10 protein-coding genes and 2 rRNA genes (1 of these 12 only partly in view) are annotated in these 14,174 nt (G+C 68.3%); 3 read left to right on the forward strand and 9 right to left on the reverse strand.

What is annotated here, in order from left to right; all coding sequences use genetic code 11:
• Positions 1-97: 97 nt before the first annotated feature.
• Positions 98-373: a hypothetical protein gene (locus FHX82_RS28990; RefSeq protein WP_145939181.1), complete on the reverse strand. Its 276-nt coding sequence runs from the start codon at positions 371-373 to the stop codon at positions 98-100.
• A 199-nt stretch (positions 374-572) separates the two neighbouring features.
• Complete coding sequence (locus FHX82_RS28995) at positions 573-2,651, reverse strand: ATP-dependent DNA helicase UvrD2 (protein WP_229881392.1); 2,079 nt, start codon at positions 2,649-2,651, stop codon at positions 573-575.
• Positions 2,652-2,717: 66 nt separating this feature from the next.
• On the opposite strand from FHX82_RS28995, the gene FHX82_RS29000 reads away from it, so the two are divergent.
• The gene (locus tag FHX82_RS29000) at positions 2,718-3,446 is read left to right on the forward strand and encodes a DUF4191 domain-containing protein (RefSeq protein WP_145939179.1); all 729 of its coding nucleotides are present in this window, start codon (positions 2,718-2,720) and stop codon (positions 3,444-3,446) included.
• Between the two features lie 50 nt (positions 3,447-3,496).
• On the opposite strand, the gene FHX82_RS29005 is transcribed toward FHX82_RS29000, so the two are convergent.
• A complete protein-coding gene (locus FHX82_RS29005) occupies positions 3,497-3,982 on the reverse strand; it encodes an RDD family protein (protein WP_145939178.1) in 486 nt (161 codons plus the stop codon).
• A gap of 173 nt (positions 3,983-4,155) precedes the next feature.
• On the opposite strand from FHX82_RS29005, the gene glnA reads away from it, so the two are divergent.
• Positions 4,156-5,580 carry a type I glutamate--ammonia ligase gene (gene glnA, locus FHX82_RS29010; RefSeq protein WP_145939177.1) on the forward strand — a complete coding sequence of 475 codons (1,425 nt, stop codon included), beginning with the start codon at positions 4,156-4,158 and terminating at the stop codon, positions 5,578-5,580.
• 65 nt (positions 5,581-5,645) lie between these two features.
• Here the strand turns inward: glnA and FHX82_RS29015 are convergent, their stop codons facing one another.
• Entirely contained in the window at positions 5,646-6,332 is a 687-nt protein-coding gene (locus tag FHX82_RS29015) for a TetR/AcrR family transcriptional regulator (protein ID WP_145939176.1), read from the reverse strand.
• A gap of 93 nt (positions 6,333-6,425) precedes the next feature.
• Between FHX82_RS29015 and FHX82_RS29020 the strand changes: the two genes are divergently transcribed.
• Positions 6,426-7,544, forward strand: coding sequence for an FAD-dependent oxidoreductase (locus FHX82_RS29020; RefSeq protein WP_145939175.1), 1,119 nt, complete (start codon positions 6,426-6,428; stop codon positions 7,542-7,544).
• Positions 7,545-7,548: 4 nt separating this feature from the next.
• Here the strand turns inward: FHX82_RS29020 and FHX82_RS29025 are convergent, their stop codons facing one another.
• The 5 genes from FHX82_RS29025 to FHX82_RS29045 all read right to left on the reverse strand — a co-directional run.
• On the reverse strand, positions 7,549-7,983 hold the full coding sequence (locus FHX82_RS29025) for an acyl-CoA thioesterase (RefSeq protein WP_145939174.1): 435 nt from the start codon (positions 7,981-7,983) through the stop codon (positions 7,549-7,551).
• 42 nt (positions 7,984-8,025) lie between these two features.
• Positions 8,026-11,007 carry a bifunctional [glutamine synthetase] adenylyltransferase/[glutamine synthetase]-adenylyl-L-tyrosine phosphorylase gene (locus tag FHX82_RS29030; RefSeq protein WP_145939173.1) on the reverse strand — a complete coding sequence of 994 codons (2,982 nt, stop codon included), beginning with the start codon at positions 11,005-11,007 and terminating at the stop codon, positions 8,026-8,028.
• Between the two features lie 21 nt (positions 11,008-11,028).
• Positions 11,029-11,784: a type 1 glutamine amidotransferase gene (locus FHX82_RS29035; protein ID WP_145939172.1), complete on the reverse strand. Its 756-nt coding sequence runs from the start codon at positions 11,782-11,784 to the stop codon at positions 11,029-11,031.
• 88 nt (positions 11,785-11,872) lie between these two features.
• Positions 11,873-11,989 (reverse strand): 5S ribosomal RNA (gene rrf / locus FHX82_RS29040).
• Positions 11,990-12,089: 100 nt separating this feature from the next.
• Positions 12,090-14,174 (reverse strand): 23S ribosomal RNA (locus FHX82_RS29045); it runs 1,026 nt beyond the window's last position.

The raw sequence follows: 14,174 nt of genomic DNA on the forward strand, positions 1-14,174 counted from the left end.
GTGTAGTAACGGTTTTCGGTTGTGGTGCAAAAACACGAAGGCCGCGGATCCGTGTAACGGTTCCGCGGCCTTCGTGAGCCTCATCCCTGAACGGGTGTCAGGGGCTTCGCTCTCGTCGAGGGGGCGGAACGTGAATCTTCGGCTGCTTGGTGGTCGGCAGATCGGCAGTGCGGACGGCGGCGTTCGTCGCGACGACGACACCGAACACGTCCGTACGCACGAGGGCGAGGTGGCGCAGCCGCGCGGGAGTCCCCGCGGACAGCACACACGCCATGGCCCGGCGCACACCGGTACCGTGCTCTGCCTGAGCGCCCATCGGAGCTGCGCTGGACAGCGTGGTGCCGCGGTTGCCGATCGTCATGTAGATCTCCATCTCCCGGGGCACCTCCTTCCGCTGTCCGCTCATCGCTCGCGACGACGGGCGTTGTCCTTCCGGGCGTTGCTCACCCGGCCTGTGCAGGCTATTGCTCCTGGCCAGGCGGCGGCAACTCATTTTCCCGAGGAATCACCGAACCGACGAAGATCCCGCTCCGCACGGCGGTTCCGCCGCACGAATCACGCCCTCCACGCGGTCAACGCTCACCCTGGATGACGGCGAGGACGTCATCGCCGTACTTCGTCACCTTGCCCGGCCCGATCCCGGAGATCGACACCAGCCCGCCGCGGTCCACCGGCTGCTGCTCGGCGATCGCGAGCAGCGTCGCGTCGGTGAACACCACGAACGGCGGCACCTTCAGCTCTTTCGCCCGCTCCTGGCGCCATTCCTTCAGCCGCTCGAACAGCTCGATGTCCACATTGGACGGACACCGTCGGCAGCGGCCGAGCTTGATCTCCATCGTGTCCAGCAGCGGCCGGTCGCACAACCGGCACCGCGGCTTCGGCCCGCTCTTGCCCGCCTGCGCACGCGGAACCCGCGCCGCCGGGTGTTGCTCCGGCAACAACCCGTACAGGAAACGGCTGCGGCGGCGGTTGCGCCGCCCGCCCGGGTGCCGCGACAACGACCACGACAGCCACAGGTGCTCGCGCGCCCGCGTGACGCCGACGTAGAACAGCCGCCGCTCCTCCTCGATCGCGTTGTCGTCCCCGTCCGCGTGCAGGATCGGCATGGTGCCCTCGGACAACCCGACGAGGAACACCGCGTCCCACTCCAGGCCCTTCGCCGCGTGCAGCGACGCCAGCGTGACGCCCTCGACCGTCGGCGGGTGCTGGGCCGACGCGCGCTGCTCCAGCTCGGCCACGTACCGCGGCAGGTCCGCGCCCTCGACCGTGGCGGCGAGCTCCTCCGCGACCTCGACCAGCGACAGCAGCGCGTCCCACCGCTCCTTCGCCGCGCCACCGGCCGGCGGCTGGTCCGTCAGCCCCACCCGCGAGAGCACCGACCGGACGGCGGTGACCAGCTCGGTCGGCGGCGGATCGGCAGCCGCCGTGCGCAGCGAGACCATCGCCTGGCGCACCTCGCGCCGGTCGAAGAACCGCTCCCCGCCCCGTACCAGGTACGGGACCCCCACCTGGGCCAGCGCCTGCTCGTACCCCTCCGACTGCGCGTTGATCCGGTACAGGATCGCGATCTCGCTCGCGGCCACCCCGGCGTCGAGCAGCGTGCGCACACGGGCCGCGACGGCCGCCGCCTCGGTGGGCTCGTCCTCGAACTCCGCGAACCTCGGCTCCGGCCCCGGCGGCCGCTGCCCGACCAGCCGCAGCCGCGAGCCCGCCGGGCGGTTGCGCGCCGCACCGATCACCTTGTTGGCCAGCTCCACCACCTGCGGCGTCGAGCGGTAGTCGCGTTCGAGCCGCACCACCGTCGCCTCGGGGAAGCGCCGGGTGAACTCCAGCAGCGGGCGCGGGGAGGCGCCGCCGAACGAGTAGATCGTCTGGTTCGCGTCGCCGACCACCGTCAGGTCGTCCCGCCCGCCGAGCCACGCGTCGAGCAGGCGCTGCTGCAGCGGGGTGACGTCCTGGTACTCGTCGACGATGAAGCAGCGGTACCGGTCGCGGAACTCGCGGGCGACCTCCGCGTTCTCCTCCAGCACCGCCGTGGTGTGCAGCAGGAGGTCGTCGAAGTCGAGGACCTGCGCGGAGTTCTTCAGCTTCTCGTACGCCCGGTAGACCTCGGCGACCTGCTGCGGCGCCGCCGGGCTGTCCCGCTGCACCCGCACGGCCGTTGCCGGATAGTCGTCCGGGCTGATGAGCGAAGCCTTGGCCCACTCGATCTCGCTCGCCAGGTCCCGCAGCAGCTCCGCGTCGGTGCCCAGCCCGGCGCGCTGCGCGGCCTGCCCCACCAGGCGCAGCTTGCCTTCGAGCAGGTCCCACAGCCTGTCCCCGACCACCCGCGGCCAGAAGTACCGCAGCTGCCGCCGGGCCGCCGCGTGGAACGTGAGCGCCTGCGCGCCCTCCACGCCGAGCGCCCGCAGCCGGGTGCGCATCTCCCCCGCCGCCCGCGTGGTGAAGGTGACCGCGAGCACCTGTCCCGGCGCGACGTGACCCGAGCTGATCAGGTGCGCGATGCGATGCGTGATCGTGCGCGTCTTCCCCGTGCCCGCGCCCGCGAGCACGCACACCGGCCCCCGCGGGGCGACGGCGGCGGCGCGTTGTTCGGGGTCGAGCCCGTCCAGCAGGCCCGGCCTGTTCGTGCGAGGAGGTGCGTCAACCACGACAGGCATCCTCGCAGAGGGGGCCGACAGATTCCGCGAAGCCCACCCGCCCGTATCCTGGGTCATATGGCGGGAAAGCAGGACAAAGAAGCTGCCAAGCAGGCCAAGCGGGAGAAGCGCGCGGCAGGCAAGGCGCGGCGCGGGCAGATCTTCGAGGCGTTCAAGATGCAGCGCCGGGAGGACAAGGCGCTCATCCCCTGGATGCTCGGCTCCATCCTGGTGGTGGCCGGTGTCGTGTTCGGCATCGGGTTCATCTTCAACCTGCAGTGGGTCCTGCTGCCGCTCGGGATCGTGCTCGGCATCCTGGCCGCGGTGATCATCTTCGGCCGCCGCGTGCAGAAGACGGTCTACACGAAGGCCGAGGGGCAGCCCGGTGCGGCAGGCTGGGCGCTGGACAACATGCGCGGCCGCTGGCGAGTGACGCAGACCGTCGCCGCCACCACGCAGCTCGACGCCGTGCACCGGGTGCTCGGCGCACCCGGCGTCGTCCTCGTCGGCGAGGGCGCTCCGCACCGGGTGCGCAACCTCGTGCAGCAGGAGAAGAAGCGCGTCGCCCGGCTGGTCGGCGACACCCCGATCTACGACATCATCGTGGGCAACGACGAGGGCCAGGTCCCGCTGCGCCGCCTCGGGCCGCACCTGATGAAGCTGCCGCGCAACCTCCGGCCCGCCCAGGTGGACGCGCTCGAGGCCAAGCTCGCGGCGCTCGGCAACCGCGGCGCCGCGATGCCCAAGGGCCCGATGCCGCAGGGCGCGAAGATGCGCAACGTGCAGCGCGCCGCCCGCCGCCGCTGACAGCACACGCGAAGAAGAGGGGACGCCGCCCGGCGTCCCCTCTTCTTCGTTCAGCGCATTCGCACCACGACGGTGCCGGTCAGCCGGTCCAGCCAGCTGCGGCCGTCGACGTTGCGCACCACCGCCGGGATGATCAGGCAGGTCAGCGCGGCCCGCACGACCGCCCGCCACAGCCCCACGATCGCCCCGCCGTCTAGTCGCGCAACCCGGATGCCGGTCACCGCCATGCCGGGCGTGAACCCGGAGAACGACACCGGGACCAGCGTGAGCACCGCCCACACGACGCCGGACCACAGGTTGTAGTTCTCCATCACCTGGGGGTTCTGCCACTCCGGGTGGATGAACAACGACGTCACGAGCGACGCGAGCACCAGGTCGAGCACCAGCGCCAGCAGCCGCGAACCGCCCCCCGCCACCGACCGCGGGCCGCTTTCGGGCAGGCCCAGGCGCTCTCCGCGCCAGCGCGGTGGCTCCTGGTCACCGGTCCCGAGGCCGGTAGGGGAGCCCGACAACCACTCTCCGGTCCATCTCGCCACACCATCAGGGTATGCCACCTGCGGAAATCGGCTCCCTCGCGGGCGGGCGCCCGGATTCGCACCGCCCGTTAACATCCGCGAAACATACGGGTGACGGTCGGGCAACACCGCACTCCTAGCTTGAACCGAAGAGAGTACTGCCCCCGGCAATACAGTTGAAGGAGTTACAGAGGGTGTCCACTACTCCAGAAGATATCCAACGTCTCATCACTGATGAGAACGTGCAGTTTGTCGATGTCAGGTTCTGCGACCTGCCGGGCGTCATGCAGCACTTCACCGTTCCCGCGAAGGCGTTCGACCTGGACGCGTTCGAGGAGGGCCTCGCGTTCGACGGCTCGTCCGTGCGCGGCTTCCAGTCGATCCACGAGTCGGACATGCTCCTGCTGCCCGACCCGGAGACCGCGCGGATCGACCCGTTCCGCAAGGAGAAGACTCTCGCCCTCAACTTCTTCGTGCACGACCCCTTCACCCGCGAGGCGTACAGCCGCGACCCGCGCAACATCGCGCGCAAGGCCGAGCAGTACATCGCCGAGTCGGGCGTGGCGGACACCGTGTTCTTCGGCCCCGAGGCCGAGTTCTACATCTTCGACTCCGTGCGCTTCAACTCCGCCGAGAACGGCACCTTCCACGAGATCGACTCGGTCGAGGGCTGGTGGAACACCGGCCGCGAGGAAGAGGGCGGCAACCGCGGGTACAAGACCAAGTTCAAGGGCGGCTACTTCCCCGTCCCGCCGGTCGACCACTACGCCGACCTGCGTGACGAGATCAGCCTGAACCTGATCAACTCCGGCTTCGAGCTCGAGCGCGCGCACCACGAGGTGGGCACCGCCGGCCAGGCCGAGATCAACTACAAGTTCAACACGCTGCTGCACGCGGCCGACGACCTGATGCTCTTCAAGTACATCGTGAAGAACACCGCGTGGAACGCCGGCAAGACCGCGACCTTCATGCCGAAGCCCCTCTTCGGCGACAACGGCTCGGGTATGCACTGCCACCAGTCGCTGTGGAAGGACGGCCAGCCGCTGTTCTACGACGAGTCCGGTTACGCCGGCCTGTCGGACACCGCGCGTCACTACATCGGCGGCATCCTGGCCCACGCGCCGAGCCTGCTCGCGTTCACCAACCCGACGGTGAACTCGTACCACCGCCTGGTGCCGGGCTACGAGGCGCCGGTCAGCCTGGTGTACTCGCAGCGCAACCGCTCCGCCTGCGTGCGTATCCCGATCACGGGCACCAACGCCAAGGCCAAGCGCATCGAGTTCCGCTGCCCCGACTCGTCGGGCAACCCGTACCTGGCCTTCGCCGCCATGATGATGGCCGGCCTGGACGGCATCAAGAACAAGATCGAGCCTGCGGAGCCGATCGACAAGGACCTGTACGAGCTGCCGCCCGAGGAGGCCAAGGACGTCAAGCAGGTCCCGGCCGACCTGGGCACGGTGCTCGACACCCTCGAAGCCGACCACGACTTCCTCACCGAGGGCGGCGTGTTCACGCCCGACCTGATCGAGACGTGGATCTCGATCAAGCGGGAGACGGAGATCGACCCGCTGCGGCTGCGCCCGCACCCGTACGAGTTCGCGCTTTACTACGACGTGTAAGTCGTAGCGCACCCCGGGACACGCCGGCGGTGAGGAGCGGAAAACGCCCTCGCCGTCGGCGTTTCTTATTTCTCCGGAAGACGACGACGGACGGTTTCGATGCCGGCGAGGAAGAGGTCGACGCCGGCCAGGAACTGCCGGCGGTCGTCGTGCTCGCGCAACCGCGCCGCGGCCTTGTGCAACCGCGGGTACCTGGCGGGGTCGAGCTGCGCCCACTGCACCGCGACCGCCGCGAGGGAAGCCGTCCGGTCCACGTCCTTGGCGGCGCGGGCATTCGCGGCGTTCTGGCCCGCGACGCCGAGGATGTAGTTCACGAGCGCGCCCGCCGAATCGAACAGCGCGTACTCGGGAACGCCGAGCGCTTCGAGTTGCTCGCCAACGCTCTCGTAGATCTCCAGCAGCGCGGGCCGCCACGGTCCGCGGCTGAGCTGCGCCCCGAGCCAGGGGTGCGCGTTTATCGCGTCGAACAGGCTGAGCGCGATCGCGCGCAGCGTCTCCCGCGGCTCGCCCTCCGCGGTCACGTCCGTCATGGCGCGGGCGATGACGGCGTCGGCGGCCGCCGCGAGCAGGTCGTCCTTGTTCGCGACGTGGTGGTAGAGCGCGCCGTACCCGGTGCTCAGCCGGACGGTGAGCGCGCGCAGGGTCAGCGCCTCCTCGCCGCCGGTGTCGAGGATCTGCGTCGCGGCCTCGACGATGACCTCTCTGGACAGGGCGTCGGTGCGCCGCGGGGCCCGCCGAGCCTTGGTCGCCATGAGTCCCAGTCTCGCACGCGCTGTTTTGGATTGACGCTCCAAACTTGTGCTAGCTTGTTGGAGTGCCAATCCAATCCGGTTGGAAGCAAGGTCATGGCGACATCGGTCACGGTCATCGGTGCCGGCCTCGGCGGTCTGGTGCTGGCTCGGGTGCTGCACGTCCGGGGCGTTCCGGTCACGGTCTACGAGGCTGAGCCCTCGCCGACCTCACGCGCGCAGGGCGGGCTGCTCGACATCCACCCCTGGAACGGTCAGCCGGCGCTCGAAGCCGCCGGTCTGATCGAGGAGTTCCGCGGCCTCGTTCTGCCGGGCCGGGAGTCCTACCGGGTTCTCGACCGCGAGGGCACCGTGTGGCTCGACCACCCGGACGAGGGAACGGGCGACCGGCCTGAGGTGCCGCGCGGCGACCTGCGCCGGCTCCTGCTCGACTCGCTTCCGCCCGGCACCGTGCGCTGGGGGCACAAGGTCGGCGGCGTGCGGACCCTCGGCGAAGGCCGCCACGAGGTCGCCTTCGCGGACGGCACCACTGTCACCACGAGCCTGCTGGTCGGCGCGGACGGCGCGTGGTCACGAGTCCGTCCGCTGCTGTCCGGCGCCACTCCCGAGTACGCGGGCGTCTCGACGGTCGAGACCTTCCTGCTCGACAGCGACAGCCGCCATCCCGCGGAGGCCGAGCTGGTGGGCGGCGGGTCACTGATGGCGCTCGCGCCCGGCCGGGTAATCCTGGCGCACCGGGAAAGCGGCGGAACCCTGCACGTGTACGCCCAGCTCGTCGAGCCGGAGAACTGGCTCGACGGTATCGACTTCACCGACCCCGCGACCGCGGCGGCTCGGGTTGTCGAGGAGTTCGACGGCTGGGCTCCCGAGCTCACCGCCTTGATCACCGACGGCGACACTCCGCTGGTCCCGCGCCCGATCTACACCCTGCCGCCCGAACACCGCTGGGGCCGGGTGCCGGGAGTCACCCTGCTCGGCGACGCCGCCCACCTCGCGCCTCCCAACGGCGAAGGCGCCAATTTAGCGATGTACGACGGCGCCGAACTCGGGCGAGCCATCGCCGCGCACCCCGGCGACACCGAAACCGCGCTCGCCGAGTACGAAAAGGCCCTGTTCCCGCGCGCCGCCGCAGCAGCCGCGGAAGGCGCCGACTTCCAGTTGATGTTCGCCGACGACGCACCCCACGGCGTGATCGCGCTGTGGACCGGCGCCTGACCGGTTATTCCGAAGTGGACAGCAGCTTCAGGTCGAACCCCGCGCGCTCGAAGCGGCCACGCGGGTCGTCCACCAGCTTGCGGCGCTCCAGGTCCATCAGGCCGACCGTGACGAGCAGCTCGGCCGACAGCGTGCCATCGAGCTTCACGATCTGCTGCTCCATCTGGAACGTCTTGCCGGTGCCGAACTTGACGTCACACGTGACCTCGACCGTCTCACCGCGCCGGATCTCGCGGCGGTAGCTGATGTTGGACGCGAGCAGCACCGCGGCGATCTTCTGCTCCTCCAAGGCCTTGCTGCCGCGCGCCGCGCGCTCGAATGCCTCCAGGCGGGCCACCTCCGCGTACGAGTGGTACACCGCGTGGTTCAGGTGGCCCAGCGGGTCCAGCTCGTACAGCCGCACCTTGATCTGCATCCGGAAGGGTTCGCGCTCAGTCACCGATCCACTGTAAGTCGAGCATCCGACATTTCGGTTGTGACGTCAGTCCGCGAAGAAGACCCGCTCGACGACGACGTGGGCGCGGCGGGTGGTCCGGCGGTAGAAGTCGAGGAACTCCCCCGGGTCGTCCTCGTCGCTGTAGCCCAGCACGCGCGCGACGGCGGCCAGGTCACGGCCGCTGCTCGGCACCTGGTCGGACGCCTTGCCACGCACGAGCATCGTCGCGTTGCGAACCCGTGTCGCCAGCAGCCACGCCTCCGTCAGGGACTCGGCGTCTTCCGCCGCGACGAGGTCCGCCTCGGCGGCCGCGGCCAGCGCGTTGACCGTCGACGTCGTGCGCAGGGACGGGACCGCGTGCGCGTGCCGCAGCTGCAACAGCTGCACGGCCCACTCGACGTCGGCGAGACCGCCACGGCCCAGCTTCGTGTTCAGCGTCGGGTCGGTCCCGCGCGGAATGCGCTCGGTCTGGACCCTGGCCTTCATCCGCCGCACCTCGCGGACGCGTCCGGCGTCGAGGCCGCCGTCCGGATAGCGGATGGGGTTGATCATCTCGATGAACCGCTCGCCCAGTGCGTCGTCTCCCGCGATGTAGCGGGCCCGGAGCAGGGCCTGCGCTTCCCAGACCTCGCTCCACCTCGCGTAGTACGCGCGGTACGACTCCAGCGTCCGCACCAGCGGACCGCCGCGGCCCTCCGGCCGGAGATCCGCGTCGACCTGCAGCGGCGGGTCCGCACTGGGCTGGCCGAGCATCTGGCGCACGTTCTCCGCGACCGAAGAAGCGAAACGCACCGCTTCACCGTCGTCGACGCCGTCGTTCGCTTCGCACACGAAGAGCACGTCGGCGTCCGAGCCGTACCCGAGCTCCGCGCCGCCCAGCCGCCCCATGCCGATGACGGCGATGTTCGCGGGCTTGCGGCCCAGCTCGGCTTCACGCTTGCGGATGGCCGCGGCGAGCGCGCTCTGCAGGACTGCGACCCACACCCGCGACAGCGCTTCGCACACCCGGCGGACGTCCATCAGTCCCAGGAGGTCCGCGGCCGCGACGCGCAGCATCTCGTGGCGCCGCAATGATCTGGCGGCAGCGACCGCGGCCTTGATCCCCGGCTGACGACGGACCGTGGCGCGCAGCGACTTCGCCACCTCGTCGGGGTCCCGCCCGGCGAGCCGCTCGGGGTCGCCCAGCAGCTGCAGCACCTCCGGCGCCCGGACGAGCAGGTCGGGCACCAGCTTCGACGTGCCGAGCAGAAACGCGAGCCGCTCGACCACGGCTCCTTCGTCCCGCAGCACCCGCAGGTACCAGGGCGTGTCCTCAAGTGCCTCCGACACCTTCCGGTACGCGAGCAGGGCGCCGTCCGGATCGGCGGTGTCGGCGAACAGGTCCAGCAGCACGGGCAGCAGGGCGTGCTGGATGGAGGCCCGGCGGGACACTCCCGCCGTGAGTGCCTTGATGTGCTGGAGCGCGCCGTCCGGCGCCGCGTACCCGAGGGCGGCGAGCCGCCGGGCGGCCTGCTTGGTGGTGAGGCGCAGGGCCTCGGTTGGCACGCTCGCGACGGACTGGAGCAGCGGCCGGTAGAACAGTTTCTCGTGCAACCGGCGGATGCGCTGGGCACAGCGCCGGAAGTCGCCGAGCAGCACGTCGGCTTCGCCGCGGCCGCGCTCGGGGCGCACGCCGATCGATCGCGCCAGTATCCGCAGTTCGGCCGTCTCGGACGCTTCGGGGAACAGGTGGGTGCGGCGCAGCCGCCTCAGCTGGAGCCGGTGCTCGACGGTCCGGAGGAACTCGTAGGCGGTTTCGAGCTCGGCTGCGTCCGCCAGGCCCACGTACCCGCCGGCACCGAGCGCTTCCAGTGCGTCCATTGTGGACGCCGAGCGGAGCTTGGTGTCCACGCGGCCGTGGACGAGCTGCAGGAGCTGCACGGCGAACTCGACGTCACGCAGGCCCCCGCGGCCGAGCTTGAGCTCGCGCTCGGCCAGCTCGGACGGCACGTGCTTCTCCACGCGCCGGCGCATCTGCTGCACGTCCTCGACGAAGTTCTCCCGCTCCGCGGCGGACCACACGACGTCGTCGGCCATCTCGACGTACTGGCGCCCCAGTTCGGCGTCGCCCGCGACCGCGCGCGCCTTGAGCAGGGCCTGGAACTCCCAGGTGCGCGCCCACTTCTGGTAGTAGGCCGTGTGCCCGTCGAGCGTCCGTACGAGGGCGCCGGCCTTGCCCTCGGGACGTAGCGCGGCATCGACCTCGAAGCAGGCGTTGCCGACGACGCGCATGGTGTTGGTCGCGAGCCGGGTGGCGAGCTGGAGGTCACCTTCGCCGACGAAGATGACGTCGACGTCGCTGACGTAGTTCAGCTCCCGCCCACCGCACTTCCCCATGGCGATGACGGCCAGGCGCGTGCCTTCGAGGTCCTTGGACTTCAGTTCGGCGCGGGCCACTTCGAGCCCGGCGACGAGGGCGGCCTCGGCGAGCGCGGTGAGGTTGGCGGTCACCTCCGCGTAGGAGGGCTGTTCGAGCACCGGTTCGACGACGTGGGCGAGGTCGGCGGCCGCGATCTCCAGCAGCAGCCCGCGGTAGCCGGCCCGCAACGCCTGCTCGGCGGCGGTACGGGTCAGCGGCTCGTCCTGGTCCGCGTGAACGGCGGCGAGCAGCTGGTCGGCGAAGCAGTCGGTGTCGGTGCACTTGTCCTGCGCCAAGCGGCGCCACTCCCCTGGCGCGCCCACGAGGAAGTCGGCCAGCGCGCTGGACGTGCCCAACACGGCGACCAGCCGTCCGCGGAAGGCCGCGTTCTGGCAGAGGGCGTCGGAGAGCGCGGGCCAGCCCGCCTCGTCGGCTTCGCGGATCCGGTCGAGACCACGCAGTGCGAGATCCGGGTCGGCGGCACGGGAGAGCGCGGTGAGCACGCCGGTGCTGGACTGGTCGGGCCCGGCGTCGGTCCACCACCCGGCGGCACGCAACTGCTCGTCGGCGCGGTCGTCGGTGAAGCCGTACCGGGCGGGGGACGCAGCCCCTCGTGCTTGCTCAGCCATCAGCTCTCACCGTAGCCGGGGTCAGGCCAGCGGGAGGGTGTTCGGAGCCGGCTCGACCGGCTGGAGCTCCCCGGCGGCGAGCCGGACGAAGCGCGTGGCGAAGGGCTGCCAGGTGTCCGCGATGTCCTGGTGCACCTGGGCGAGGGCCTCGGTCTCGAAGACGCCGGGACGCGCAGTGGCTGCCAGCTCCGGTTCGTCGGCCGCCCACGCCTGGACGACCTCGACCGTGGTCTCGATGTGGAACTGGATGCCGTAGGCACACCGGCCGAGCCGGAAGGCTTGGTTGAGGTACTTCGGAGCGGATGCGAGCAGGACAGCGCTGGCCGGAAGGCGGCGGATCTCGTCGACGTGGAAGTGCAGTACGTCCGGCATGAGCGGCAGGTCCGCGAACAGCGGATCGGTCCAGGCGGCGTCCTTCTTCGAGACGAGGTAAGGCCCGACCTCGGGCCCTTTCTCCCCCGGTGCCACGACGCCTCCGGTCGCCACGGCGAGGAGCTGCGCCCCGAGGCAGATGCCCAGCGTGGGCAGGTTGGTGTGCGCCGCCCGAGCCAGGAGGTTCCGGACGTCCTTGAGCCAGGGATGGTTGTCGTCCTCTTCGGCGTTCATGCCGCCGCCGAGGCAGATCAGGCCTTCGTAGTCGTCGAGACCGGCGGGAAGGCCGTCGGCGAAGGGCCGTCGGACGTCGAGCTCCGCGCCGGCCGCGGTGAGCCATTCTCCGAGAGGGCCGAGGGGGTCGCTCTCGTCGGGTTGGATGACCAGGAGGCGCGGTGCGTTCACGTCGTCCAGGATACGGACCCGGAAATGCCGCGAGGCCCTGGGAAACCCCTTACGGGGTCTCAACCAGGGCCTCGAGGACCTAATTTGAGTTCGGCGGTGTCCTACTCTCCCACACCCTCACGAGTGCAGTACCATCGGCGCTGGCAGGCTTAGCTTCCGGGTTCGGAATGGGACCGGGCGTTTCCCTACCGCCATGACCACCGAAACACTCTGATCACACACCAGACATGTTCCAGCCTCTTCACTTGACTGTGAAACACGTGGCGTGGTGTTTCAGAACCGTAGAGCGGATGCGTAGCAGCTTTGTGGGCAAGTCCTCGGCCTATTAGTACCAGTCAACTCGAAAACACATTACTGTGCGTCCATTTCTGGCCTATCAACCCGGTCGTCTTCCGGGGGCCTTAACCCACATGGGGTGGGAGACCTCATCTTGGAACAGGCTTCCCGCTTAGATGCCTTCAGCGGTTATCCCTTCCGAACGTAGCTAACCAGCCATGCCCCTGGCGGAACAACTGGCATACCAGAGGTTCGTCCGTCCCGGTCCTCTCGTACTAGGGACAGCCTTCCTCAAGTCTCCTACGCGCGCGGCGGATAGGGACCGAACTGTCTCACGACGTTCTAAACCCAGCTCGCGTGCCGCTTTAATGGGCGAACAGCCCAACCCTTGGGACCTACTCCGGCCCCAGGATGCGACGAGCCGACATCGAGGTGCCAAACCATGCCGTCGATATGGACTCTTGGGCAAGATCAGCCTGTTATCCCCGGGGTACCTTTTATCCGTTGAGCGACACCCCTTCCACCAGGAGGTGCCGGATCACTAGTCCCGACTTTCGTCCCTGCTCGACCCGTCAGTCTCACAGTCAAGCTCCCTTGTGCACTTACACTCAACACCTGATTGCCAACCAGGCTGAGGGAACCTTTGGGCGCCTCCGTTACTCTTTAGGAGGCAACCGCCCCAGTTAAACTACCCACCAGGCACTGTCCCTGAACCGGCTCACGGTCCGAGGTTCAGATTCCCAATCCGGCCAGAGTGGTATTTCAACAACGACTCCACCAACACTAGCGTGCCAGCTTCACAGTCTCCCACCTATCCTACACAAACCGAACCGAAAACCAATACCAAGCTATAGTAAAGGTCCCGGGGTCTTTCCGTCCTGCCGCGCGTAACGAGCATCTTTACTCGTAATGCAATTTCGCCGGGCCTGTGGTTGAGACAGCCGGAAAGTCGTTACGCCATTCGTGCAGGTCGGAACTTACCCGACAAGGAATTTCGCTACCTTAGGATGGTTATAGTTACCACCGCCGTTTACTGGCGCTTAAATTCTCAGCTTCACCCCCGAAAGGGTTAACCGGTCCTCTTAACGTTCCAGCACCGGGCAGGCGTCAGTCCATATACCTCGTCTTACGACTTCGCATGGACCTGTGTTTTTAGTAAACAGTCGCTTTCCGCTGGTCTCTGCGGCCAACTCACCCTAGCCCGCAAGAGGCTTCAGGTGCTTCGGCCCCCCTTCTCCCGAAGTTACGGGGGCATTTTGCCGAGTTCCTTAACCACAGTTCACCCGATCGCCTTAGTATTCTCTACCTGACCACCTGTGTCGGTTTGGGGTACGGGCCGCACATGTTCTCGCTAGAGGCTTTTCTCGGCAGCATAGGATCACCCTACTTCACCACAACGGCTACGCATCACGTCTCAGCCTTCACGAGTGACGGATTTGCCTATCACTCGGCCTACACGCTTACACCAGTACAACCACTCACTGGCGGGGCTACCTTCCTGCGTCACCCCATCGCTTGACTACTACACACTCAGGTCCCACGCTCCACCATCTCAACCCGAAGGCCTCAATGGCTTTGGGTGGTTAGTCTCATGCGCCTCGTCAGGGGCGAACATACGCGGGTACGGGAATATCAACCCGTTGTCCATCGACTACGCCTGTCGGCCTCGCCTTAGGTCCCGACTCACCCTGGGCAGATTAACTTGACCCAGGAACCCTTGGTCATCCGGCGGCAGAGGTTCTCACTCTGCATTCGCTACTCATGCCTGCATTCTCACTCCCACACCCTCCACAACTCGCTTACGCGGCTGCTTCGCTGGGCGCAGGACGCTCCCCTACCCACCACACCCTCCGTTAGAAGTATTGGTGTAGTGACACGGCTTCGGCGGTGTGCTTAAGCCCCGCTACATTGTCGGCGCAGGACCACTTGACCAGTGAGCTATTACGCACTCTTTCAAGGGTGGCTGCTTCTAAGCCAACCTCCTGGTTGTCTGGGCAATCCCACATCCTTTCCCACTGAGCACACACTTCGGGGCCTTAGCCGGTGTTCTGGGCTGTTTCCCTCTCGACGACGAAGCTTATCCCCCGCCGTCTCACTGCCACGCTCTCACCCAC

It is taken from the genome of Amycolatopsis bartoniae, assembly GCF_014191255.1.
GTDB classification, from domain to species: domain Bacteria; phylum Actinomycetota; class Actinomycetes; order Mycobacteriales; family Pseudonocardiaceae; genus Amycolatopsis_E; species Amycolatopsis_E bartoniae.